The sequence below is a fragment of the Embleya australiensis genome, from assembly GCF_051903075.1.
In the GTDB taxonomy this organism is placed as follows: domain Bacteria; phylum Actinomycetota; class Actinomycetes; order Streptomycetales; family Streptomycetaceae; genus Embleya.
In genome coordinates, this window is record NZ_CP182422.1 from 5,580,305 (window position 1) to 5,604,188 (window position 23,884).

General features: G+C 70.4%; 23 protein-coding genes. 16 read left to right on the forward strand and 7 right to left on the reverse strand.

Features of this window, described 5'->3' with window-relative positions; all coding sequences use genetic code 11:
* Positions 1 to 335 precede the first annotated feature (335 nt).
* The 3 genes from ACMXN5_RS24195 to ACMXN5_RS24205 all read left to right on the forward strand — a co-directional run bounded on the left by ACMXN5_RS24195 (position 336) and on the right by ACMXN5_RS24205 (position 3,727).
* Complete coding sequence (locus ACMXN5_RS24195) at positions 336 to 989, forward strand: response regulator transcription factor (protein WP_078974953.1); 654 nt, start codon at positions 336 to 338, stop codon at positions 987 to 989.
* Positions 990 to 997: 8 nt separating this feature from the next.
* A complete protein-coding gene (locus tag ACMXN5_RS24200; RefSeq protein WP_439676958.1) occupies positions 998 to 2,536 on the forward strand; it encodes a sensor histidine kinase in 1,539 nt (512 codons plus the stop codon).
* A gap of 240 nt (positions 2,537 to 2,776) precedes the next feature.
* A complete protein-coding gene (locus ACMXN5_RS24205; RefSeq protein WP_439676960.1) occupies positions 2,777 to 3,727 on the forward strand; it encodes an acyl-ACP desaturase in 951 nt (316 codons plus the stop codon).
* Between the two features lie 109 nt (positions 3,728 to 3,836).
* Here ACMXN5_RS24205 and ACMXN5_RS24210 read toward each other — a convergent pair whose 3' ends face one another.
* From ACMXN5_RS24210 to ACMXN5_RS24220, 3 genes are all read right to left on the reverse strand, one after another.
* The gene (locus tag ACMXN5_RS24210) at positions 3,837 to 5,030 is read right to left on the reverse strand and encodes an ABC transporter permease (RefSeq protein WP_439676961.1); all 1,194 of its coding nucleotides are present in this window, start codon (positions 5,028 to 5,030) and stop codon (positions 3,837 to 3,839) included.
* Positions 5,027 to 6,040 (reverse strand): ABC transporter ATP-binding protein, encoded by a 1,014-nt coding sequence (locus ACMXN5_RS24215; protein WP_439676962.1) that lies wholly within the window; start codon positions 6,038 to 6,040, stop codon positions 5,027 to 5,029. Before ACMXN5_RS24215 ends, ACMXN5_RS24210 begins: the two co-directional genes overlap by 4 nt.
* A gap of 122 nt (positions 6,041 to 6,162) precedes the next feature.
* Positions 6,163 to 6,681, reverse strand: coding sequence for a gamma carbonic anhydrase family protein (locus tag ACMXN5_RS24220; protein ID WP_439676963.1), 519 nt, complete (start codon positions 6,679 to 6,681; stop codon positions 6,163 to 6,165).
* A gap of 250 nt (positions 6,682 to 6,931) precedes the next feature.
* Here ACMXN5_RS24220 and ACMXN5_RS24225 point away from each other — a divergent pair, with 250 nt between their 5' ends.
* Positions 6,932 to 7,228, forward strand: coding sequence for a DUF4193 domain-containing protein (locus ACMXN5_RS24225; RefSeq protein WP_078974949.1), 297 nt, complete (start codon positions 6,932 to 6,934; stop codon positions 7,226 to 7,228).
* A gap of 264 nt (positions 7,229 to 7,492) precedes the next feature.
* Here ACMXN5_RS24225 and ACMXN5_RS24230 read toward each other — a convergent pair whose 3' ends face one another.
* Both ACMXN5_RS24230 and ACMXN5_RS24235 read right to left on the reverse strand, forming a co-directional pair.
* A complete protein-coding gene (locus ACMXN5_RS24230) occupies positions 7,493 to 7,942 on the reverse strand; it encodes a DUF3093 domain-containing protein (RefSeq protein WP_379996094.1) in 450 nt (149 codons plus the stop codon).
* Positions 7,943 to 7,975: 33 nt separating this feature from the next.
* Positions 7,976 to 8,869 carry an SDR family oxidoreductase gene (locus tag ACMXN5_RS24235; RefSeq protein ID WP_439676964.1) on the reverse strand — a complete coding sequence of 298 codons (894 nt, stop codon included), beginning with the start codon at positions 8,867 to 8,869 and terminating at the stop codon, positions 7,976 to 7,978.
* A 98-nt stretch (positions 8,870 to 8,967) separates the two neighbouring features.
* On the opposite strand from ACMXN5_RS24235, the gene ACMXN5_RS24240 reads away from it, so the two are divergent.
* The 12 genes from ACMXN5_RS24240 (at position 8,968) to ACMXN5_RS24295 (ending at position 22,307) form a co-directional block, all read left to right on the forward strand.
* Positions 8,968 to 9,549: a PaaI family thioesterase gene (locus tag ACMXN5_RS24240; protein ID WP_439676965.1), complete on the forward strand. Its 582-nt coding sequence runs from the start codon at positions 8,968 to 8,970 to the stop codon at positions 9,547 to 9,549.
* Complete coding sequence (dut, locus tag ACMXN5_RS24245; RefSeq protein ID WP_078974946.1) at positions 9,546 to 10,073, forward strand: dUTP diphosphatase; 528 nt, start codon at positions 9,546 to 9,548, stop codon at positions 10,071 to 10,073. Before ACMXN5_RS24240 ends, dut begins: the two co-directional genes overlap by 4 nt.
* Position 10,074: 1 nt before the next feature.
* Positions 10,075 to 10,893: a DUF3710 domain-containing protein gene (locus ACMXN5_RS24250; RefSeq protein WP_439676966.1), complete on the forward strand. Its 819-nt coding sequence runs from the start codon at positions 10,075 to 10,077 to the stop codon at positions 10,891 to 10,893.
* Positions 10,894 to 11,234: 341 nt separating this feature from the next.
* Positions 11,235 to 11,324 carry a K(+)-transporting ATPase subunit F gene (kdpF, locus tag ACMXN5_RS24255; RefSeq protein ID WP_391581698.1) on the forward strand — a complete coding sequence of 30 codons (90 nt, stop codon included), beginning with the start codon at positions 11,235 to 11,237 and terminating at the stop codon, positions 11,322 to 11,324.
* Entirely contained in the window at positions 11,325 to 12,989 is a 1,665-nt protein-coding gene (kdpA, locus tag ACMXN5_RS24260) for a potassium-transporting ATPase subunit KdpA (protein ID WP_439676967.1), read from the forward strand.
* Complete coding sequence (gene kdpB, locus ACMXN5_RS24265) at positions 12,986 to 15,100, forward strand: potassium-transporting ATPase subunit KdpB (protein WP_439676968.1); 2,115 nt, start codon at positions 12,986 to 12,988, stop codon at positions 15,098 to 15,100. The genes kdpA and kdpB overlap by 4 nt, the downstream gene beginning before the upstream one ends.
* Positions 15,101 to 15,105: 5 nt before the next feature.
* Positions 15,106 to 15,840 (forward strand): potassium-transporting ATPase subunit C, encoded by a 735-nt coding sequence (locus tag ACMXN5_RS24270; RefSeq protein ID WP_439676969.1) that lies wholly within the window; start codon positions 15,106 to 15,108, stop codon positions 15,838 to 15,840.
* Positions 15,841 to 15,916: 76 nt separating this feature from the next.
* Positions 15,917 to 18,481 (forward strand): DUF4118 domain-containing protein, encoded by a 2,565-nt coding sequence (locus ACMXN5_RS24275; RefSeq protein WP_439676970.1) that lies wholly within the window; start codon positions 15,917 to 15,919, stop codon positions 18,479 to 18,481.
* A complete protein-coding gene (locus ACMXN5_RS24280) occupies positions 18,478 to 19,152 on the forward strand; it encodes a response regulator (protein WP_078974940.1) in 675 nt (224 codons plus the stop codon). Before ACMXN5_RS24275 ends, ACMXN5_RS24280 begins: the two co-directional genes overlap by 4 nt.
* 162 nt (positions 19,153 to 19,314) lie before the next feature.
* Positions 19,315 to 19,716 (forward strand): OB-fold nucleic acid binding domain-containing protein, encoded by a 402-nt coding sequence (locus ACMXN5_RS24285; RefSeq protein WP_078974939.1) that lies wholly within the window; start codon positions 19,315 to 19,317, stop codon positions 19,714 to 19,716.
* A gap of 16 nt (positions 19,717 to 19,732) precedes the next feature.
* Positions 19,733 to 20,497, forward strand: a complete 765-nt coding sequence (locus ACMXN5_RS24290) for a DUF3159 domain-containing protein (RefSeq protein ID WP_439676971.1) — start codon at positions 19,733 to 19,735, stop codon at positions 20,495 to 20,497.
* Positions 20,498 to 20,921: 424 nt separating this feature from the next.
* On the forward strand, positions 20,922 to 22,307 hold the full coding sequence (locus ACMXN5_RS24295; protein ID WP_439676972.1) for a transcriptional regulator: 1,386 nt from the start codon (positions 20,922 to 20,924) through the stop codon (positions 22,305 to 22,307).
* Between the two features lie 196 nt (positions 22,308 to 22,503).
* On the opposite strand, the gene ACMXN5_RS24300 is transcribed toward ACMXN5_RS24295, so the two are convergent.
* The gene (locus tag ACMXN5_RS24300) at positions 22,504 to 23,160 is read right to left on the reverse strand and encodes a potassium channel family protein (RefSeq protein WP_078974936.1); all 657 of its coding nucleotides are present in this window, start codon (positions 23,158 to 23,160) and stop codon (positions 22,504 to 22,506) included.
* On the reverse strand, positions 23,160 to 23,822 hold the full coding sequence (locus tag ACMXN5_RS24305) for a potassium channel family protein (protein WP_439676973.1): 663 nt from the start codon (positions 23,820 to 23,822) through the stop codon (positions 23,160 to 23,162). The genes ACMXN5_RS24300 and ACMXN5_RS24305 overlap by 1 nt, the downstream gene beginning before the upstream one ends.
* Positions 23,823 to 23,884 lie beyond the last annotated feature (62 nt).

Sequence of the window (23,884 nt, forward strand, 5' to 3'; positions counted from 1 at the left end):
GGGGAAACCACCGAAGCGGGGCCTTTGCGGCCCCTCGATCCAGGGGTCTGACCAGGGGACTTGTGCGAGCCAACGATCCGGTGTCGGACTTTCCGGGGCGTACCGGAATCCTTCCCTCCTTCGGGGGGTCCCGTAACGTCGGCAACCGGACATCTGCGCCGGGCCCGGCCGCGCCCGCCCCGGGCCGGGTCGGGCCCGGCGCCGGCTTACCGGGGCTTTACCGGGCCGCGAGGGAAGATGGACAACGGATCCACCTCATCTCCATCCCCGTCTTCATCCTCGATTCCTTCGCGTCCCGCGAAGCTTTCGAGTCTTTCGAGCAGGAGGCACAGCCGGTGCGGGTTCTCGTAGTCGAGGACGAGCAGCTTCTGGCGGACGCGGTCGCTACCGGGTTGCGCCGCGAGGCCATGGCCGTCGATGTCGTATACGACGGGGAGGCCGCCCTGGAGCGGATCGCCGTCAACGACTACGACGTGGTGGTGCTCGACCGGGACCTGCCGATCGTGCACGGCGACGACGTGTGCCGGGCGGTCGTGGACACCGGCATCCCGATGCGGGTGCTGATGCTGACCGCCGCCGGCGACGTCAGCGACCGGGTCGAGGGCCTGGAGTTGGGCGCCGACGACTACCTGCCCAAGCCGTTCGCGTTCAGCGAGCTGATCGCCCGGGTGCGCGCGCTCGGTCGGCGGGCCGTCTCCCCGCTGCCGCCGGTCCTGGAGCGGGCCGGCATCCGGCTCGACCCGAACCGGCGCGAGGTGTTGCGCGAGGGGGTGCCGGTGCACCTGTCACCCAAGGAGTTCGCCGTCCTCGACGTGCTGATGCGCGCCGACGGCGCGGTGGTCTCGGCCGAGCAACTGCTCGAGAAGGCATGGGACGAGAACACCGACCCCTTCACCAACGTCGTCCGCGTCACGGTGATGACGCTGCGCCGCAAGCTCGGCGAGCCGCCCGTCATCCTGACGGTGCCCGGCGCCGGATACCGCATTTGAGGACCGCCATGAACGACAGCTCTCGGGCCGTCCCGGCGGAAGCCGGCCCCGCCGCGACCCCGGTCGCGGCGACACCCCCCGCTCCCACGTCGGGGTCGACCGCGGCACCGGCCCCGGGCGCCTCGACCGCGCCCGCGCCCGCCTCGGCCGGGTCCGCCGCCGCGCCGCGCTCCGGACCGCCGCCGCGCCCGGGCCGGCCGCCCCAGCCGCCGCGCCCCAGCGCGCCGCCGAGCGCGCCGCCGAGCGCGCCGCCCACCAAACCGAACCGCGAGCCCGCGCGCGAGGCGGGCCGCGATCCGCAGCGCCCGACCGCCGGCGGTCGGCGGCTGATCCTGGGCCGCGACGCCGACGACGCGGCGGAGATGTCGCGGCTGTCGCGGATGGCCCCCTCACAGCTCCCGGACCTGCTGCGGTCCACCATCAAGATGCGCCTGACCGCGCTCTACGGCGGCATGTTCGTGATCGCCGGGGTGCTCCTGCTCGCCACCGTCTACCTGCTGGTGCGGCAGAGCCTGAACGAGGGCCGGCTGAATCTGACCCTGGCCCCGAACACCTTGATGACCATCAACGGTGTGCCGATGACGCCCGAGCAGTTCGACCAGTGGCAGAGCCTCCAGCAGATCCACCAGCGCGACGCGGCGCTGAACTCGCTCCTGCAGCAGTCGCTGCTCGCGCTGCTGCTGCTCTCGGTGATCGCCTTCGGCTTCGGCTACGTGATGGCGGGCCGGGTCTTGCGCCCGCTGGGACGGATCACCTCCATCGCCCGCGAGGTGGCCGGATCCAACCTGCACCGGCGGATCGACCTGGAGGGGCCCGACGACGAGTTCAAGGAGCTGGCCGACACCTTCGACGACATGCTCGACCGGCTGGACCGCTCGCTGGAGTCGCAGCGCAAGTTCGTCGCCAACGCCTCGCACGAGCTGCGCACACCGCTGGCGATCAACCGCACCCTCCTGGAGGTCGCGCTCGGCGACCCGGAGGCGTCGGTCGAGCTCAAACAGCTCGGCAAGACGCTGCTGGCCACCAACGAGCGCAGCGAGGGGCTGATCGAGGGTCTGCTGCTGCTGGCCCGCAGCGACAACGAGCTGACCGAGCGCAAGCCGGTGGACCTGGCCGAGGTGGCCCGCCGCGCGGTGGACCAGACCGGCGCCGAGGCGGCCGAGCGCGAGGTGACCCTGCACGACGAGCTGGGTCCGGCCGTGCTCCAGGGCAACGGGGTGCTGCTGGAGCGGGTCGCGATGAACCTGATCCAGAACGCGGTGCGCTACAACCGGGCCGGCGGCACCGTCGACATCTCCACCGAGTCGGGTGCGGGGGTCGCGGTGCTGACCGTGACCAACACCGGGCCGGTGGTGCCCGGCTACGAGGTGGACAACATGTTCGAGCCGTTCCGGCGGCTGCGGACCGAGCGGATCGCCAGTGACAAGGGCGTGGGCCTGGGATTGTCCATCGTGCGTTCGATCGTGCGCGCGCACGGCGGCTGGATCGAGGTCGAGCCCCGGGAAGAGGGCGGGCTGATGATGCGGATCGGTTTCCCGATCGGCTGATCGCCCTCTCTCGTCACCGACTGTTTCCGGCCGGCGGTCGCCCGCTGTCGTGGACTGCCGCGAGCGCCCATATTCGTACGCACGTACGAGAGTCGGGGATCACATTTCCGTCTGAGGGTGGAACCAACCTACGCTGTCGTAAGTTACGGGAACGTAGGGACGCGTCGTGCGGGCGATGCACAGCGTCGTCCTCCGTGTCTGCCGCTGTACGACGCCGTCTGCCTATGCACTGGAGTGCCGATGAATCTTCTTGCCGCCGCACCGACCGGCCCGCACCTGCTTCGTGAGTTGGAGCAGGTCGTCGCCGTCGAGCTCGACCGCCATCTCGCCGTGGCCAAGGAGTGGTTCCCGCACGAGTACGTGCCGTGGAGCGCGGGTCGCGACTTCGACGGCGTACTCGGCGGCGAGGCGTGGAGCCCGGAGGAGTCGGGCCTCACCGACGTCGGCCGGATAGCGCTGACGCTGAACCTGCTGACCGAGGACAACCTGCCCAGCTACCACTACGAGATCGCGGCGATGTTCGGCCGCGACGGCGCGTGGGGCACGTGGGTGCACCGGTGGACGGCCGAGGAGGGCCGGCACGGCATCGCGATCCGCGACTACCTGATGGCCGCCCGGGCGGTGGACCCGGTCGCGCTGGAGCGTTCGCGGATGGAGCACATGGAGGCCGGCTACCAGGGCGACCACATGGACAATCCGCTGCACGTGATCGCCTACGTGACCTTCCAGGAGCTGGCCACCCGGGTCTCGCACCGCAACTCGGGCCGCACCTGCGGCGACCCCATCGCCGAGCAGCTGCTCGCGAAGGTGGCGACCGACGAGAACCTGCACATGGTCTTCTACCGGAACCTGCTCAGGGCCGCCTTCGAGCTCGCCCCGGACCAGGCGATGCGCGCGGTGACCGACATGGTCACCGACTTCCGGATGCCCGGACACGGCATCGGCGGCTTCGAGCGCGCGGCGGTCAAGCTCGCCGTGGGCGGCGTGTACAACCTGCCGATCCACCAGAACGACGTGCTCCTGCCGGTGCTGCGCAACCTCAAGGTGATGGAGCGCACCGACCTGGGCCCCGAGGGCGAGAAGGCCCGCGAGGAGCTCGCGGTGTTCCTGGGCGGCCTGAACACCCAGGCGACCCGCTTCGAGGAGCGCCGACTGGCCCTGGAGGCCCGCAAGGCGGCCAACCGCGCCTGACCGGCACCACGACGCGCGACGGGCCCGCCGCCTCCCGATCGGAGGCGGCGGGCCCGTCGTACGCGGTGCCCGGATCGACCCCGGCCCGACGTCGCGCGCGGTGCCCGGGTCAGCCCTTGCGGGCCGCGCCGAGGGACTCCCTGAAGCCGACCTTGCCGCCCATCCGCAACACCGCGCCCTCGTACATCCGGGCCGCGAGCCGGACCAACCCCACCAGCGCCAGCAGCGCGATCGCGAAGGCGACCAGGTTCTCCACCACCGACACCTTGTCGGCGGCGGTCAGCACCGGCTGGAGCATCGCCGAGAACGGCGGGACGTAGGCCAGCACGTGGGCGATCGTGCCGCCCTTTTGCCCGAGGAAGACGGCGGCCAGGAACGAGCCGATCAGCAGCGAGGTCATCGGCGTGATCACGTTCTGCAGATCCTCCTGGCGGGACACCCGCGCCGCCGCCGCGGCGAACATGCACGCGTAGAGCGCGTAGCCCACCACGAACCACAGCAGCACCAGCGCCACCGGATAGATCATCGCCCCGGTCAACTCGACGGTGCCGAGCGCGGTCGCCGCGGCCAGCCCGACCACCGCGGTCACCAGCATCTGCAGCAGCCCGAGCAGGCCGATCCCGAGGACCTTGCCGGTCAGCAGCGCCCGGGCGGGCACGGTGGCCAACAGGATCTCCACGATCCGGCTCGACTTCTCCTCCACCACGCCAGTGGCCACCCACATGCAGAAGAGCATCAACATGCCGTAGAGCACCAGGGTGCCGACGAAGGCGATGCCCTTGCGCGCGTCGCGCTGGTCGGCGTCGGGATCCAGCGTGGTCTTGGGCATCGGCTGGATCGCCGACGCCTGGTTCACCGCGCCCGGGTCGATGCCGCGCGCGCTCAGCCGCAGATCGCGCTCCACCGTGGCCCAGGCGCTCTGCAGCACGGCCGCCAGCGGGTCGGACAGCTTGGAGTCCACCAGGATCCGGCCGTCGTCCACGACCGCGTCCAGCCTGCCGTCGGCCAGCGCCTTCTCCGCCGCCGCGCGGTCGGCCACCGTGCCCACGCGCACGTCCACGTCGAGCAGCGCCGCCTGATGTTCGGCGGTCTGCGCCAGCTGCGTGCTCTGCGGGCCGAGGAAGGCCACGTCGTACTTGTCCGAGCCGCCGCCGAGCGCGGCCGGGATGGTCACCGAGGCGAGCAGGATCACCAGCATGACGGCCACCGAGATCTGGAAACCCCGGTCCCGGATGCGCTCGGTGAACTCGCGGCGCGCGACCAGACGCACGGCGGACCAAAACGTGCTGCCACCGGTGCTCACGCGCCGACCTCCGATTCCTCGCCGACCGCCGGGTTCGCGCCCGCGGTGCCACCTGCCTCCGGGTCCGCCGCCGGCGGGTCGCCTGCCCCGGGGTCGCCTGCCTCCGGGCCGGCGCCCTCGCCGTTGACCACCTCGCGGAAGAGTTCGGCCAGGGAGGGGGCGGCGGGGGCGAAGGCGAGCACCCGGCCCGCCGCCCGGGCCGCGTCCAGCAGCGCCTGCTCGCTCGTCCCCGGGAGCAGTTCGACCAGCACCGCGTCCTCCTCGGCCGGGCCGAGCACCCGCACGCCGGGCAGCGCGTCCGCCCAACCCGCGGGCGCCCCCACCACGCGCACCCGATAGCGCACCGCGCGATCGTCGCCGCGCAATTCGGCCACCGTGCCCGAGGCGTGCATGCGCCCGCCGTTGATGATCCCGACCGCGTCGCAGAGCGACTCGACGAGTTCGAGCTGATGGCTGGAGAAGACCACCGAGGCCCCCGCCGCGGTGCGCTCGCGCAACACGCCGGCCATCACGTCCACACCGACCGGGTCCAGGCCGGAGAACGGCTCGTCCAGGACCAGCAGCTCCGGCTCGTGCACCAGCGCGGCGGCCAGTTGCACACGCTGCTGATTGCCCAGCGACAGGGTCTCCAGGCGGTCGCCGGGAGCGCCGGTCACCCGCAGCCGGGTCAACCAGCGCGCGGCCGACGCGTGCGCCTCGGTCCGCGACATCCCGTGCAGCTCGGCCAGGTAGACCAGCTGGTCCCGGATGCGCATCTTCGGATACAGGCCGCGTTCCTCCGGCATGTATCCCCAGCGTCGCCGCACCTTCCGGTCCACCGGCGCACCCCGCCAGTGGATCTCGCCCCGATCGGCCGCCAACACGCCCAGCGCGATGCGCATGGTCGTGGTCTTGCCCGCCCCGTTGGTGCCGACGAATCCGAACATCTGGCCTGGCTGTACGGTCAGCGAGAGGTCGTCGAGGACGACCTTCGCGCCGAACCGTTTGTCCAGGCCGGCCAACTCGAGCACGTATCTCCCCGTATGGTTCCAACCCCCCGTGTCGCACTTATATACGGGTCGATCCGGGCATTCAAACTCGCGCCCGCGTGTGCGATCGGACACATCCGGTCAGCGTGACCGGCGGCCGCGGATCAGTCCAGGCGGCGCAGGTCGCGGCGGAAACGGCGGCCGTTCTCGACGTAGCTGCGCACCGCCTCCGCGAACGCCCCGGGCTCGACCGCGTTCTCCCGAATCTTCGCCGGCACCCCGAGCGCCATCGCGTAGGACGGCACCTCGATCCGATTTCCGACCACCGCACCCGCTCCCACCAGGGCACCCGTGCGCACCACGGCCTGATGCATGACCACCGCGCCGTTGCCGACCAGGCAACGATCCTCGATCACGCAGCCCTCCAAATGCACAATGTGACCGATCACGCACTCGTCGCCCACTACCGTCGGCCACGGCGCCGTGGTGTGCAGGACGCACCCGTCCTGTACCGACGTGCGCTCGCCGATCACGATGCGGCCGTGGTCCGCGCGCAATACGGCGCCCGGCCACACCGTAGAATCCGCGCCGATCTCCACGCTGCCGATCACGACCGCGTCCGGGTGCACATACGCATCGGGGTGCACCTTGGGTACTTGATCACCCAGCGCGTAGACCGTCACGATTCCTCCTGGTTGTGCAGGGCGGTACGGGGTTACAGTGGCCCCCCATCCAACCAAGTCACCTCTTTGGGGGTTCGGTTGGGTGTCGATTGCGTAACGAGCCTTGATGTAAGGCAAAATCTGCGCTTCGGGTCGGGCACAACTCCGGCCCCTCGCGCGTTACGTGCGCTGAAGGCATCGTCCAATGAAGGTTCAGGGGCGGTGCCTGCACGACTGAGCACCGCAGATCCACCCGGAGGGGGAGAGGTACATGGCAACCGACTACGACACCCCGCGTAAGACCGACGACGACATCAACGAAGACAGCATCGAGGAGCTGAAGGCTCGGCGCGTGGACAAGTCGGCCGGTTCGGTCGACGTCGACGAGTTCGAGCAGGCCGAGTCTCTCGAGCTTCCCGGCGCGGACCTCTCCAATGAGGAGCTGTCCGTCCGGGTCGTCCCGAAGCAGGCCGACGAGTTCACCTGCTCCAGCTGCTTCCTGGTGCACCACCGCAGCCAGCTGGCCAAGGAAAAGGACGGCCAGCCGATCTGCAGCGACTGCGCCTGACCGTGTTCGGTCGAGGACGACCGGCGATGAACGGCAACCCTGCACACGCCACACGGGTACCGGCAGGAGTTGGACCGTCGACGTTCGCCGAGCGTCCTTGAACACAAGGACACGACATGGGGCACGGGAGACACCGAAGACGCACGCATGACGTACGAAGTCGAACGTCCGCCGGCACAGGGCGGGCGTTCTTGACTGTCGGCGCCGGTCCGGATCGAGCCCCTTCGGCTCGATCGAGTCGGACCGGGCCCGCCCGCGACCGGGTCAGGCGCGGGCGCGCAGCGCGGCCACCACGTCGACCAGACGCTGGGGGTTGCGCGAGGACAGGTAGAGGTAGGGCGTCGGATCGGCCGGGTCGACTACCTCGATCCGCGCCGCCCCGGGGATGTAGGCGCGCAGCAGCATGAACGCGCGCGGGTCGGCGTTCTCCATCCGCAACGAGCGCGCCTGCTCGGGGTCGAGCGCGACGCCCGCGCCCAGCGCGCTCAGCGGCACCCGCGCGCGCCCCGCGCACACCTCGGTCTCGGTCACGGTGATCCGCGCCGACCCGTAGGCGCTCGTGGCCCACGCGGTCAGCGCGCCCAGGACCAGGGTGAGCACGATGGTCGGCACGATCCCGAAGGCCAGGCCCACCAGCCCGCCCGAGACGGCCATGAGCACGGTCAGGGCCCACCACGAGGCCGGCACGCCGAGTCGTTCGCTGTACGCCTGCATGGCCCCAAGCCTGTCATGGGCGGCCCGCGGGTTTCAGCGGGGGCCGTGCCGCCGGGTCAACCGGGCGAGGACGCGGGTGACCCCCTCCGGGGGCGTACGCAGGCCCGTCGCCACTCCTTTGGCGTAATCCGAAAGCACGGTCGGGGCCAGCAGGTCCAGCGCCGCCCCGGCCCGGGCGTCGTTGCCCACCAGGTAGCGCGGGCGCGGCCGGGGCACGCTCAGCGCGGTGCGCACCGCGTGCGCCACCGGAGCCGGATCGGGCAGCGTCTTGGCCCGCCGCAACACCTCGTCGGCGACCTCGTAGGAGTCGTGGTACGCCGACGTCTTGCGCGGCGGCATCCGGGCCATGCTCCGCTCCCAGATGTCCGTGCCGAAGCTGCCCGGCTCGATCAGCACCACCTTGACGCCGAAACCGGCCGTCTCGATCCGCAGCGCGTTCGAGATCGCCGCCAGGCCCTGCTTGCTCGCGCAGTACCAACCCACGAAGGGCGAGGAGACCCGGCCGGAGATCGAGGAGATGTTGACGATCCGCCCGTCGCGGCGACGGCGCATCTGCGGCAGGACCAGGCGTGCGATCCGCGCGGGCGCGACCAGGTTGGTCTCCAACTGCGCGCGGATCCCCTCGTCGTCCACGTCCTCGATCGCGCCCGGCTGGGCGATGCCGGCGTTGTTGACCACCGCCCACGGGCCGCCGTCGGTCATCTGGGCGATCTCGGTGAAGGCCCGCACCGTCGAGGTGGCGTCGGCGACGTCGAGCAGGACCGTGCGCACGCCCACCTCGGCCCGCTCGGCGCTCTCGCGCAGCCGCTCGGCCTTCTCCTCGGTCCGGGCGGTGCCGATCACGTCGAACCCGGATCCGGCCAGTTCCAGGGCCACGGCCAGGCCGATCCCACCGGTTGCCCCGGTGACGACCACACTCTTGGTCATGCGCTTCCTTCCGTCCCGCGACCCTCTCGGGCCGCGGCGCTCGAGGCCCCCGAGCCTCTGCGCAGGTGTCGGTCGGAACGACGGTAGTGTCCTTCGGCGTGAGTCGACCAACATCCCTGACCCCGCCTCCGGACGCGGTGGTGCCCCAGCCCCACCCGGACGCCCCGTCGCCCGGCACCGAGCTGGGCGAGCACTACAGCGACTGCTTCGGCTGCGGCGAGGCCGCCCCGGGCGGGCTGCGCCTTCGTACGCGCGCCGGCGAGGGCGTATCCGTGGACGCCGAGTTCACCGTCACCGCCCAACACCAGGGCGCCCCGGGCCTGGCCCACGGCGGGCTGCTGACCTGCGCGTTCGACGAGGCGCTCGGGGCGATCGGATACATGCTCCACACCACGGCGGTGACCGGGCACCTGGAGACGGACTTCCGCCGCCCGGTGCCGGTGGGCAGCACCCTGTACATCCACGCCTGGTGCGAGGCGGTGGCCGGCCGCAAGATCTACTCGCGTGCGGTGGGCCGGCTCGACGCCCCGGACGGGCCGATCGTGGTCGAGGCGGCCGCGTTGTTCGTCAGCGTCGGACTCGAGCACTTCGTCGACAATGGACGTGCGGAGGAAGTCCGGCGCGTGCTGGACAACCCCGATTTGATCAAGGCCGGCCGAGCGTTCGAGGTGAACCCGTGAGCACGAGTGTGGACGTCCTGGTGCGTCGGCTCGACCCCGAATTGCCGCTGCCCGCGTACGAGCACCCCGGCGACGCCGGCGCCGACCTGGTGACCGCGCAGGACGCGGAGATCGCCCCCGGGGAGCGCGTGGTGCTGCCCACGGGCATCGCGATCGCGCTGCCCGACGGCTACGCCGCGTTCGTACACCCGCGTTCGGGACTCGCCGCGCGGTGCGGAGTGTCCCTGGTGAACGCCCCGGGCACAGTCGATGCGGGATACCGTGGCGAAATCAAGGTTGTCGTGGTCAATCACGACCTGCGTACGCCGGTCGTCTTCCGACGCGGCGACCGTATCGCCCAACTCGTGATCCAACGGGTCGAGCGAGCGGGGTTCCACGAGGTCGCCGAACTGCCCGGGTCCGGGCGGGGCGAAGGCGGCTTCGGTTCCACCGGCGGGCACGCGGCGGTCGGCGTTTCGAGCGTCGGCGCGGCGGGCAGCGCGGGCATCGTGCAACACTCGGCTTCCGACAGGGAAGGACTGTGACGTGTTCGGTCGTCGCCGACGCAGCGAAAAGGATGATCTGCCCGTCGAGGAGCGCGAAGACCTCGACGAGATCATCGAGGACGAGGACGATGCCGACGAGGCGCCCGGCGCCGGAGCCGCATCGGACTCCGACGACGCGGACCTCGACGAGCTGAGTCGACCGGTCCCGCCCGCGCCCCGGCCGGACGGACCGTGGGACTTCGACGAGCTCGAGGATCCGCACGAGGATCGCATCGACCTCGGCGGGATGCTCATCCCGGCCGATCCGCGGATGGAACTGCGGGTCGAGGTCTCCAACGACATGATCATCGCGGCCACCGTGGTGCTGGAGGACAGCGGCCTGCAGCTGCAGGCGTTCGCCGCCCCGCGCAACGAGAGCATCTGGCACGAGGTGCGCGCCGAGATCGCCTCCGGCATCACCCAGCAGGGTGGCGTCGTGGACGAGCAGGACGCGGGCCTGGGCTGGGAGCTGCGCGCCCAGGTGCCGGTCCAGCTCCCCGACGGCACGCAGGGCCACCAGCTGGTCCGGTTCGTCGGCTGCGACGGCCCGCGCTGGTTCCTGCGCGGGGTGATCTCCGGCCGGGCCGCGGTGGATCCCGCCGTGGGCGCCGACCTGGAGGGCATGTTCCGCGACACCGTCGTGGTCCGCGGCAACGACCCGATGGCGCCGCGCGACCCGATCCTGCTGCGCCTGCCGGAGAACGCCCAGGTGGACCCGAACAGCGGGCTCGCGGTGCCGCAGCAGGGCGCCGAGGACAACCGTTTCGCGGGCGACCTGGACCCCTTCCAGCGCGGCCCGGAGATCACCGAGGTGCGCTAGCCCCACCGCTCGACCGCTGTACCCCCAGGACACCGAAGCCCGGTTCCGCCGAAAGGCGGGGCCGGGCTTTGTGCGTATGCGGTTGCCGGCACTCGCGAATCTTGATGTCAAGGGCGCGTCAAGAAGGCATATAAGCACGTTAGGGCGCCGCCAACGCTTTCTGTTTTGCCCCTTTTATAGGGATTTTTGACGGCTTGGAGCTGCTATCAATGAGCTCGTCACGGGCGATCAAGCGCCCGTCCGTTCCAAGGAGTACCCGCGATGGCTGATCTGGCCTTCGTATGCCTGACGATCGCGTTCTTCGCGCTGGTCGTCGTGATCGCCAAGGGGGTGGCGAAGCTGTGAACGCGGACGGCATCGTCGGCCTGAGCGTCGCCATCGCCCTGCTCGGCTACCTGGTCCTGGCCCTGATCTTCCCCGAGAGGTTCTAGGTGAGCGTCACGCTCGCGGGGATACTCCAGCTGTCCCTGCTGATAGCCGTCCTGGCCGCGGTACATCGCCCCTTCGGCGACTACATGGCCCGCGTGTACTCCAGTGACGAACACCTGCGCGGCGAGCGCGTCCTGTACAAGCTGATCGGCGCCGATCCGAACGCCGAACAGCGCTGGACCGTCTACCTGCGCAGCGTGCTCGGGTTCTCCATGTTCTCGCTGCTCGGGCTCTACGCCCTGCAGCGGTTCCAGGACCACCTGCCGTTCGACCTCGGGATGAAGCCGATCACGCCGGACCAGGCGTTCAACACCGCGGCGTCGTTCACGGCGAACACGAACTGGCAGTCGTACTCCGGTGAGACCGCCATGGGCCACACGGTCCAGATGGTCGGCCTGACCGTGCAGAACTTCGTGTCCGCCGCCGTGGGCATGGCCGTGGCGATCGCGCTGGTGCGCGGGTTCGTGCGGGTCCGCTCGGGTGAGATCGGCAACTTCTGGGTCGACCTGATCCGCGGTTCGATCCGGATCCTGCTGCCCATCGCGATCATCGGCACGATCGTGCTCGTCGCGTCCGGCACGATCCAAAACCTCTCCGACCCGCACACCGTGCAGACGTTGTCGGGCGGGACGCAGACCATCCCCGGCGGTCCGGTGGCCTCGCAGGAGGTGATCAAGGAACTGGGCACCAACGGTGGCGGCTTCTTCAACGCCAACTCGGCGCACCCGTTCGAGAACCCGAACGCGTTCACCAACCTGTTCGAGATCTTCCTGATCCTGGTCATCCCGTTCTCCATGCCGCGCGCCTTCGGCCGGCTCGTGGGCAACCTCAAGCAGGGCTACGCGATCCTCGCCGCGATGTTCGTGATCTGGTTCGTCGCGGTCTGCCTGATGTGGTGGACCGAGGCGCACGGCAACGGCGCCGCGCCGGAACTGGCCGGCGGCGCGATGGAGGGCAAGGAACAGCGGTTCGGCATCCCCGGCTCGTCGGTCTTCGCGGTCTCCACCACGATGACCTCCACCGGCGCGGTCAACTCGTTCCACTCCTCGTTCACCGGCCTCGGCGGCGGCATCACCATGCTGGGCATGATGCTCGGCGAGATCACGCCGGGCGGTGTCGGCTCGGGCCTGTACGGGATCCTGATCATGGCGATCCTGGCGGTCTTCGTGGCCGGTCTGATGGTCGGCCGCACGCCCGAATACCTGGGCAAGAAGATCGGCGCCGGCGAGATGAAGCTGGTCGCGATGTACATCCTCGTGGTGCCGGCGACCATCCTGACCTTCACCGGCATCGCCATCGCGCTGCCCGGCGAACAGGCGGCGATCCTCAACTCCGATTCGCCACACGGCATCTCGGAGGTGCTGTACGCGTTCACCTCGGGGGCGAACAACAACGGCAGCGCGTTCGCCGGGCTCGGCGCGAACACCGAGTTCTACAACACGATGATCGGGTTGGCCATGCTGATCGGCCGGTTCGTGCCGATCGCGCTGGTCCTGGCCCTGGCCGGTCGACTCGCCGAACAAAAGAGCGTCCCCGACACCGCGGGCACCCTGCAGACGCACAGACCCCTGTTCGTGGGCCAGCTCGTCGGCGTGATCCTGATCATCACCGGCCTCACCTTCTTCCCCGCCCTGGCTCTCGGGCCGCTTGCCGAGGGATTGGCATGACAGACACCGCAATACGCCCCACCGAGGAACACGTCGATGCCCCCGCCGGCCCCGGCCGGGTCTCGGCCGGCCTGTTCGAACCCCGTCAACTGCTGAAGTCGCTGCCCGGCGCGCTGCGCAAGCTCGACCCCCGGATCATGGTCCGCACCCCGGTCATGTTCGTCGTCGAGATCGGCTCGGTGATCACCACCGTCATGGCGATCAAGGACCCGAGCACCTTCGCCTGGCTGGTCGCCGTGTGGCTGTGGCTGACCGTGGTGTTCGCCAACCTGGCCGAGGCGGTCGCCGAAGGACGCGGCAAGGCGCAGGCGGACACGCTGCGCAAGGCCAAGACCGACACGGTCGCCCGCCGCCTGGTCGACGGCCGCGAGGAGAAGGTCGCGGCCACCGCGTTGGCCATCGGCGACCTGGTGGTCTGCGAGGCCGGCGATATCATCCCCGGTGACGGCGACGTCGTCGACGGTGTCGCGAGTGTGGACGAGTCGGCGATCACCGGCGAGTCCGCGCCGGTGATCCGCGAATCGGGCGGGGACCGCTCGGCGGTCACCGGCGGCACGAAGGTGCTGTCGGACCGGATCGTCGTCAAGATCACCACCGAGCCCGGCAAGACCTTCATCGACCGGATGATCGCCCTCGTCGAGGGTGCCGCCCGGCAGAAGACGCCGAACGAGATCGCGCTCAACATCCTGCTCGCGTCGCTGACGATCATCTTCCTGTTCGCGGTCGTCACGCTGCAGCCGATGGCGATGTACGCGCACGCCGAGCAGTCGATGATCATCCTCGTCGCGCTGCTGATCTGCCTGATCCCGACCACCATCGGGGCGCTGCTGTCGGCGATCGGCATCGCCGGCATGGACCGGCTGGTGCAGCGCAACGTGCTGGCCATGTCGGGACGCGCGGTGGAGGCGGCGGGCGACGTGTCGACGCTGCTGCTCGACAAGACCGGCACGATCACGCTGGGCAACCGGCAGGCGTCGGAGTTCCTCCCCGTGGACGGGGTCGAGGAGGCGGAACTGGCCGACGCGGCGCAACTGTCCTCGCTCGCCGACGAGACGCCCGAGGGCCGCTCGATCGTGGTGTTGGCCAAGGAACGGTACGGGCTGCGCGAGCGGCACCAGGGCGAACTCGCCCACGCCGAGTGGATCGCCTTCGCCGCGCAGACCCGGATGTCCGGTGTCGACCTGAGCGACGAGCGCGGCGTGCGCATGGTCCGCAAGGGCGCCGCCTCCGCGATCAACGCCTGGGTGTCCGAACGCGGCGGCAACGTCCCCGCCCGGTCCGGCGAACTGGTCGACGCCATCTCCGCCGCCGGCGGCACGCCGCTCCTGGTCGCGGTCGAGGACACCGAGGGCGCCCGAATCCTGGGCGTCATCCACCTCAAGGACGTGGTCAAGGAGGGCATGCGGGAGCGGTTCGACGAGCTGCGCCGCATGGGCATCCGCACGGTGATGATCACCGGCGACAACCCGCTGACCGCCAAGGCGATCGCGGACGAGGCGGGCGTGGACGACTTCCTCGCCGAGGCCACCCCCGAGGACAAGCTCGCGCTGATCAAGCGCGAGCAGGCGGGCGGCAAGCTGGTCGCGATGACCGGCGACGGCACCAACGACGCGCCGGCGCTGGCCCAGGCCGATGTCGGCGTGGCGATGAACACCGGCACGTCGGCGGCCAAAGAGGCCGGGAACATGGTCGACCTCGACTCGAACCCGACCAAGCTGATCGAGATCGTCGAGATCGGCAAGCAGTTGCTGATCACGCGCGGCGCGCTGACCACGTTCTCCATCGCCAACGACGTCGCGAAGTACTTCGCGATCATCCCGGCCATGTTCGCGAGCATCAAGGGCGCCGAGGCCCTGGGCCCGCTGGACAAGCTCAACATCATGCAGCTCGCCACCCCCGAGTCGGCGATCATCTCGGCGGTGATCTTCAACGCCCTGATCATCGTCGCCCTGATCCCGCTGGCCCTGCGCGGTGTGCGCTATCGGCCGATGTCGGCCGACAAGCTGCTCGCCCGCAACCTGCGGATCTACGGCCTCGGCGGCCTGATCGCCCCGTTCGTCGGGATCAAGATCATCGACCTGCTCGTCTCGCTCATCCCCGGAATCGGTTGATTCAGATGGCCACCAACTTCAGTACCCGCATCCGCGTCCTGGGCGCGGCCCTGCGCGCCTTCCTCGTCCTCACCGTGCTCCTGGGCATCCTGTATCCGCTGTCGATGACCGGGATCGCCCAGGCGCTGTTCAAGGACAACGCCGACGGCTCGATGGTCACCGTCAACGGCAAGGACGTCGGCTCCAGCCTGATCGGCCAGTCCTTCGACCTCGTCGACGCCCAGGGCAACCCGCGCAAGTTCGACGCGGACGGCCGCGAAGTGCTGGCGACGGCGGACGGCGCCGGATACACCTACCTCCAGGGCGGCGGCCCGCTGACCGCCGAGCAGGCGGCGGGCGTCGGTACGCTGCCCGACCCGAAGTGGTTCCAGCCGCGTCCGTCGGCCGCGAACTACGACGGCCTCGGCTCGGGCGCGTCCAACTACGGCCCCGAGAACCCGACCTTCGTCAAGCTCGTCGCAGACCGCAAGGCACAGGTGGCCAGGTTCAACGGCGTCGGCGAGGACCGGGTCCCCGTGGACGCGGTCACCGCGAGCGGATCCGGCCTGGACCCGCACATCTCCAGGGCGTACGCGCTGATCCAGGTCGAGCGGGTGGCCAAGGAGCGCGGCAACCTGGACGCGGCCAAGGTGCGCGCACTGGTCGACAAGCACGAGGACGGTCGTACCATCGGCTTCCTCGGCCAGGAGCGGGTGAACGTGCTGGAGCTCAACATCGCACTCGCCAAGCTCGCCCGCTGACGAGGCGGTCACGATGTTCGCGGGTCGGAGCGTGCCGGTGTCGGCACCCTCCGACCCGAGACAGAGAATGGATGTCATGGCACGCGGCAAGCTCCGGATCTATCTCGGTGCGGCGCCCGGCGTCGGCAAGACCTACGCGATGTTGGGCGAGGGGCAGCGTCGGCGCAGGCGCGGCAGCGACGTCGTGGTCGGTTTCGTGGAATGCCACGGCCGACCCAGCACCGAGGAGGCACTTCAAGGTCTGGAGGTGGTCCCCCGACGGGACATGGTCCACCGAGGCGGCTCGTTCACCGAGATGGACGTCGACGCGGTGATCACCCGGCGGCCGAAAATCGCCCTCGTCGACGAACTCGCGCACACCAACGTGCCCGGTTCGCGCAACGAGAAGCGCTGGCAGGACATCGAGGAACTCCTCGACGCGGGGATCGACGTGATCTCCACGGTCAACGTGCAGCACCTCGAATCGCTCAACGACGTGGTCGAATCGATCACGGGCGTGCCCCAGCGCGAGACCGTGCCCGACGAGGTGGTCCGCCGGGCCGACCAGATCGAATTGGTCGACATGGCGCCCGAGGCACTGCGTCGGCGGATGGCACACGGCAACGTGTACGCGCCGGAGAAGGTCGACGCGGCGCTGTCCAACTACTTCCGGGTCGGCAACCTGACCGCGCTGCGCGAGTTGGCGCTGCTGTGGACCGCGGACCGGGTGGACGAATACCTCCAGCAGTACCGCAGCGAACACCAGATCGACGCGACCTGGCCGGCGCGCGAGCGCATCGTGGTCGGCCTGACCGGCGGCCCCGAGGGCGAGACGCTGCTGCGTCGCGCCGCGCGGATCGCCACCCGCGGCTCCGGCGGCGAACTGCTCGCGGTCTACGTCTCGCGCAGCGACGGCCTTACCGGTGCCTCCCCGGAGGCGCTGGCCCGACAGCGTGCGCTGGTCGAGTCGCTCGGCGGCACCTTCCACTCGGTGGTCGGCGAGAACGTGCCCACCGCGCTGCTGTCCTTCGCGCGCGGCGTCAACGCGACGCAGATCGTGCTCGGCAGCAGCCGGCGCAAACCCTGGCAGTACCTGTTCGGCCCCGGCGTGGGCGCCACCGTCGCCGCGCAGTCCGGCGACATCGACACGCACATCGTCACCCACGAACACGCGGGCGTGGGGCGGGTGCTGCGCCCGCTGCGCTCACCCCTGGGGCGCGGCAGGCGGATCGCGTCGTGGGCGGTGACGGTGATCGGGCCGGTCGCGCTCACCTTCGTCCTGGACGCGACGCGCGGCAGCCACGGGTTGTCCACCGAGATGTTGCTGTTCCTGACGGTCACCGTCGCGGTCGCCCTCATCGGCGGCCTGTGGGCCTCGATCCTGACCGCCGTGGTGTCCTCGGTCCTGCTCAACTACTACTTCACGCCGCCGCTGCACAACCTGACCATCGCCGACCCGGAGAACATGCTCGCGCTCGGCATCTTCGTGCTGGTCGCGCTGTCGGTGGCCTCGGTGGTGGACCTGGCGGCCAGGCGTACCCACCAGGCCGCGCGCAGCCAGGCCGAGGCGCAGACCCTGAGCTTTCTGGCGGGCAGCGTGCTGCGCGGCGAGCAGGCGTTGCCGGCGCTGCTCGACCGGGTGCGCGAGACGTTCGGGATGGAGTCGGTCGCGCTGCTCCAGCGCGAGGAACACCGCAGCCCGTGGTCGTGCGTCGGCAGCGTGGGACCGCATCCCGCGATCAAGCCCGACGACGCCGACGTGGACGTGCCGGTGTCCGACTCGCTCGCGCTCGCCCTGTCCGGGCGGGTGTTGCCGGCCGAGGACCGGCGGGTGCTCGGGGCGTTCGCGGCGCAGGCCGCGGTGGTCCTGGAGCGCCGGAAGCTGGTCGCGGAGGCGGCGCAGGCGCGGCAGCTCAAGGAGGGCAACCGGATCCGCACCGCGCTGCTCGCCGCCGTCTCCCACGACCTGCGCACCCCGCTGGCCACGATCAAGGCGAGCGTGTCCAGTCTGCGGGCCGAGGACGTGAGCTGGTCGGAGGAGGACGAGGCGGAGCTGCTCGCGGCGATCGAGTTCGGCGCCGATCGGCTGGACACGCTGATCGGCAATCTGCTCGACATGAGCCGGTTGCAGACGGGTACGGTCACCCCGCTGATGGGCGACATCGGTCTGGACGAGGTGGTGCCGGGCGCGCTGGCCGGGGTGGCCGAGGAGCGGGTGGCGCTGGACATCCCCGAGACGCTGCCGGCGGTGTGCGCGGACGCGGGGCTGTTGGAGCGGGTACTGGCCAACGTGATCGAGAACGCGGTCAAGCACAACCCGCCGGGCCGCCGTGTACACGTGTCGGCCGGCGCGCTCAGGGACCGGGTCGAACTGCGGGTGGCCGACCGCGGTCCAGGGGTGCCGGACGAGTCGAAGGGGCGGATCTTCGAACCGTTCCAACGCCTGGGCGACGCGCCGAAGGGCAACGGGGTCGGACTCGGGCTCGCGGTCGCCCGCGGCTTCGCGGAGGCCATGGACGGCACACTGACCGCGGAGGACACCCCCGGTGGCGGCTTGACGATGGTGCTGGCGCTGCGCACGGCCGGATCGCCGGCCGGCGGCGCGGTCGCGGGATCCACCCCCGCGGCCGAGGAACGAACCACTTGGGAGGAACAACGATGACACGGGTCCTGGTCGTCGACGACGAGCCACAGATCGTGCGGGCCCTGGCCATCAACCTCAAGGCCCGCGGCTACGACGTGGACACCGCGGGCGACGGTACGGCGGCGCTGACCGCCGCCGCGGACCGGCATCCGGACGTGGTGCTGCTGGACCTGGGGCTGCCGGACATCGACGGGGTCGAGGTGATCAAGGGTCTGCGCGGGTGGACCAGGATCCCGATCATCGTGCTGTCCGCGCGGCACGCCTCGGCCGAGAAGGTCGCGGCCCTGGACGCGGGCGCGGACGACTATGTGACGAAGCCGTTCGGGATGGACGAGTTGCTGGCCCGGCTGCGGGCGGCGGTGCGGCGCGCGGTGCCGGAGGAGGAGGCGCCGGTCGTGGTCACCGACTCGTTCACGGTGGACCTCGCGGCCAAGCGGGTCTCGCGCGACGGCGCGGACGTGCGGTTGACGCCGACCGAGTGGCATCTGCTGGAGGTGCTGGTCCGGCACGCGGGCCGGCTGGTCAGCCAGCGGGCGCTGTTGCAGGAGGTGTGGGGGCCGCAGTACGGGACGGAGACGAACTATCTGCGGGTCTACATGGCGCAGCTGCGGCGGAAGCTGGAGCACGACCCGTCGCACCCCAGGCATCTGCTGACCGAGCCCGGGATGGGCTATCGGTTCGAGGGTTAGGGCCGCGCGTCGCCCGGCGCGGTGCGGTTCGTGGACCTCGGGCGTGATGCGACGCGGCGGCGGGGTCCGGGGCCGGTGGTGTCGGTCGGGCCGTGGGGGCCGATGGTGGGTGGGAGGTTTCGGACCTCGGAGGGCCGTGGGATAGGCGGTACCCTTGCCGGCATGAGTGGTAGCGCAGCCGGCGTGGAGCGTAGATCCGGGCGATTGCGGCGGATGTTGGATCGATGGACGTCGACCCACGAGGAGTTGCACGCCGAGGAGCTGCTGCACGACACCCAGCGGCTCGGCTGCACGAAGATCGTGGACGTGGTCGAGCGGGATCTGATCACGGTCGGCGGCACGCTGCGCACGGTGACCTTCCGGCCGCGGGCGGGCGTACCCGCGCTCGAGGCGGAGATCTACGACGGATCGGGCGCGTTGTCGGTGGTCTGGTTGGGTCGGCGGCGAATAGCCGGGATCGAGCCGGGGCGGCAGTTGGTCGCCCACGGTCGGGTCAGCACCACTCAGGGGCGGCCCGTTCTGTTCAACCCCAGGTATGAACTGCGCCCCGTCGGCCGAGAGTGAACGAGTGACCGCCTCCATGGATAAACCCGCTTCCGACGTGCCCGGCGACCGCCCGGCCCCCACCGACAGCGCGGCCTCGATGATCGCCGCCTTCGGCGGTGTGCGGGGCATGATCGACATGACCGTGCCGGGGCTGGTCTTCGTGATCGCCTACACGATCAGCCGGTCCACCTGGACGGCGGCGATGACCGCCGGTGGTGTCGCACTGGTGTTCGCGGTGGTGCGGATCATCCGCCGGGAGACCCTGCAGCACGCGCTCGGCGGCTTCCTGGGCGTCGCGCTGGCCGGGTGGATCGCGGTGAAGTCCGGCAAGGCGGAGAACTTCTACGCGTTCGGGATGTTGTTGTCGGGCGGCTACGCGCTCGCCTACCTGATCTCGATCCTGGTCCGCTGGCCGATCATCGGCGTCGTGCTCGGCCCGATGCTGGGCGAGAACTTCACCTGGCGGCGGATCCCGGCCCGCTACGCGGCGTACCGCAAGGCCACCTGGGTCTGGTTCGTCATGTTCGTGCTGCGCATCGTGATCCAGATCCCGATCTACTGGACGGGCAACGTCACGGCTCTGGGCATCGCGAAGGTCGCGCTGGGTGTGCCGCCGTTCCTGGTGGCCTGCTACATCACCTGGCTGATCATGTCCAAGGCTCCGGCGCCGGTGAAGGTCGCCGACGAGGAGGACGAGGACGAGGGTGCGGAGGGGGAGCGCGCCGCCGGCGTGGAGTCGGGCGCGGCTCCGGTGGTGGAGCAGCGCGACGAGCGGCGGGAAGACCGCGTCGCGGACTGAGCGGGGGCCGGGCGGGACGAGCCCGGAGGGGGTGAGTCCGGCATTCGTTCGGGCTCGCCATTTCGGCTTGGCGCGCTCGTATGGCTCGCTATTTCGGCCTGGCGCGCTCGTATTTTCGGCTTGTGTTTCCGGCTTGTTTTTCCGGACCGCGTTTTTCGGCTTGTGGCTCGACGGGCGTCGCGGCGTGCGTGCTGATTTCCGCTTCGACCCCCCGCTTCGATTCCGGTTAACGTTGTCCGGCTGTCGGAGTTTATTATCGGAAGATTTGCCGAATTGGTCGCTTGAGTGATCATTCCTGTTGAGAACTCCGGTCGATTCCAGAGAATTTGGACCAACTGCGGTCGAATCAGTCATTACCGCATGATCCCGTAACTGTGCGATTAGCGTCCCGTTAGACCTCCAGTGGACGAAGGAGGCGGGGACGGTGGCCGGAAACGGTGACCTCATCGCATTGGTGACACAAGCCGGTCTCTCCCGGCGCGAACTGGCCCGCTGGGTCAACGTGGTGGCCGAGCGCCGCGGGCTGCACCTCGGGTGCAGCCACACCTCGGTGGCCCGATGGCTCGAAGGCGCGCAGCCGCGGTGGCCGATTCCCGAGCTGTTGGCGGAGGCCCTGGGCCGACGTCTGGGCTGCGAACTGACCGTCGCGGACCTCGGCTTGCGTGATCGGCGACCACCGACCCCCGACCCCTTCGACGGGCTGATCGTCGCCCGGACCGCGGCCGAAGTCAGACACGCCGTGGCCGAATTGTCGGAGAGAGACATGAACCGCCGTACTTTCCTGGCCAACACGACCTTCGGCGCCGGGGCGTTCGCCGCTCCCGCGTTGTTCTGGTCGACCGCATCCAGGGCCGAGGGCGAGCCCGAGCAGCTTGCCTCGCACGGCCCCACCACGGTGCGCGACGCAGACGTACTACGCATCCACCAGACCGTCCTGGCGTTTCGCCGACTCGACCGTGCCCAGGGCGGCGGGGATCTGCGGGACACCGTGGTCCACCACCTCAACGGCGTCGCGCGGACCAAGCTGGCCGGCTCCTACGGCGACGAGGTGGGCCGCAGACTGTTCCGGGCGGTGGCCGAACTCACCGAGTTGGCGGGGTGGTTGTCGTTCGATTCCGGCCGGCACGCGCTCGCCCAGCGCTATCACATCCAGGCGCTGCGGCTGGCCCAGGCGGCCGACGACCCGGCGTACGGGGCGTACGTGATGGCCAACATGGCCTGCCAGGCGGTGTATCTGGGCCACGGGTGGGAGGCGGTCCAGCTGGCCCGGGCCGCCGAGCAGGGCGGCGGGAGCCGGCTGGGCCCGCGGGCGCGCGCGATCGTCGCCTCGATGGAGGCGCGGGGCTACGCGGCGCTGGGCGACCGGCGCGCGTGCGAGCGGGCGATGGGGACGGCCGAACGGCATCTGGACGCGGCGAACGCGGTCGAGGACGACCCTTCGTGGTGCAACTACTTCGACGAGTCCGAGTTGCAGCACGAGTTCGCGCACAGCCACCGCGACCTCGGCCTGCCGGACAAGATCCACGGCTTCGCGGGCGCGTCGATGAAGCTGCGCCGGGCCGGCGCTTCCCGTCGGTGTGCGCAGGACACCACGTTCATGGCCGCGGCGCACCTGGCCCAGGGCGATCTCGACGCGGCGTGCGCCAAGGCCGGCGAGGCGCTGCGGATCACGGGCAACCTGTCGTCCACGCAGTGCAACGACTTCCTGGCGGACTTCCGCAGGCGGCTGCGCCCGTACGCGAAGGAACCGATCGCGCGTGCGTTCAACGAGGAGGCGGACCACATCCTCGGCGACCTGGTCGCTGCCTAGGCCCTGTCGGGCCGATCCCGGGGGATGAGGTCGCGGCGTTCGGTGCCGTGCCGCGTGGAGGTGCCGGAGAAGCAGGCGCGGGGTGGTTGCGTGCGGCTGCTTCTCCGGTGCGGTGAGGTGCGGCGCTTGGCGGTGCGGCCCCGCCGGGATCCGCCGGACCGGGGCCGGTCGCCGGCAGGACCGGCACTGCCGTCGGTCAGGCCGACAGCAGCTCCTCCAACTCCTCTTCGCGGTGCGGCGCCGCGACGAACAGCAGCTCGTCGCCGGCCTCCAGCGAGTCGTCCTTGCCCGGGACCAGTACCCGGCCCTCGCGGATGATCGTCACCAGCGCCGTGTCCTCGGGCCACGCCACGTCGCCGACGCGCGTGCCGACGAGGGCGGCGTCGCCCGGAAGGGTCAGCTCGACCAGGTTGGCGTCGCCCTGGCTGAACCGCATCAGGCGGACCAGGTCGCCGACGCTGACCGCCTCCTCGACCAGGGCCGACATCAGGCGCGGCGTGGACACGGCGACATCCACGCCCCACGCCTCGTTGAACAGCCACTCGTTCTTCGGGTTGTTCACCCGGGCGACCACGCGCGGCACGCCGTACTCGGTCTTGGCCAGCAGGGACACGACCAGGTTCACCTTGTCGTCGCCGGTCGCCGCGATCACCACGTTGCAGCGCTGCAACGCGGCCTCGTCCAGCGAGGAGATCTCGCACGCGTCGGCGAGCAGCCACTCGGCCTGCGGCACGCTGTCCACCTTGATGGCGTCCGGTGCCTTGTCGACGAGCAGGACCTCGTGGCCGTTCTCCAACAGTTCCGCGGCGATGGAGCGACCCACCGCGCCGGCGCCCGCGATTGCGACCCGCATCAGCCCTCCTCCGGTGCTTTCTCGAAGGCCGCCTCGACGGCGGCCACATCCGCCTGGTGCATGACCACGTGCACGAGGTCGCCCTCTTGGATCACGGTCTCGGAGGTCGGCAGGATGCCTTCGCCCAAACGGGTGACGAAGGCGACCCGGGCGCCCGACGCCTGTTCGAGCCGGCTGATGCGGTGCCCCACCCACGCCGCGTTCACGTGCACCTCGGCCAGTTGCACGCTGCCGGAGGGGTCGCGCCACAGCGGTTCGGCGCCACTGGGCAACAACCGGCGCAACATCTGGTCGGCGGTCCAGCGCACGGTGGCCACCGTGGGGATGCCCAGGCGTTCGTACACCTCTGCCCGGCGCGGGTCGTAGATGCGCGCGGCCACGTTCTCCACACCGAACGTCTCGCGCGCGACGCGCGCCGCGATGATGTTCGAGTTGTCGCCGCTGCTGACCGCCGCGAACGCGCCGGCCTCTTCTATACCGGCCTCGCGCAGGGTGTCCTGGTCGAAACCGATGCCCTTGATCCGGCGGCCGGAGAAGTGCGACCCCAGCCGGCGGAACGCGGAGGGATCGCGGTCGATGACCGCCACCGAGTGCCCCAGTTCCTCGAGCGTCTGGGCCAGCGTGGATCCCACGCGCCCGCAGCCCATGATGACGATGTGCACGGCCGTCCTTCCGGATTTGGTCCGTTGTGCCCGGTCTGATGCTCGTTTGTGGTGTTACCAGG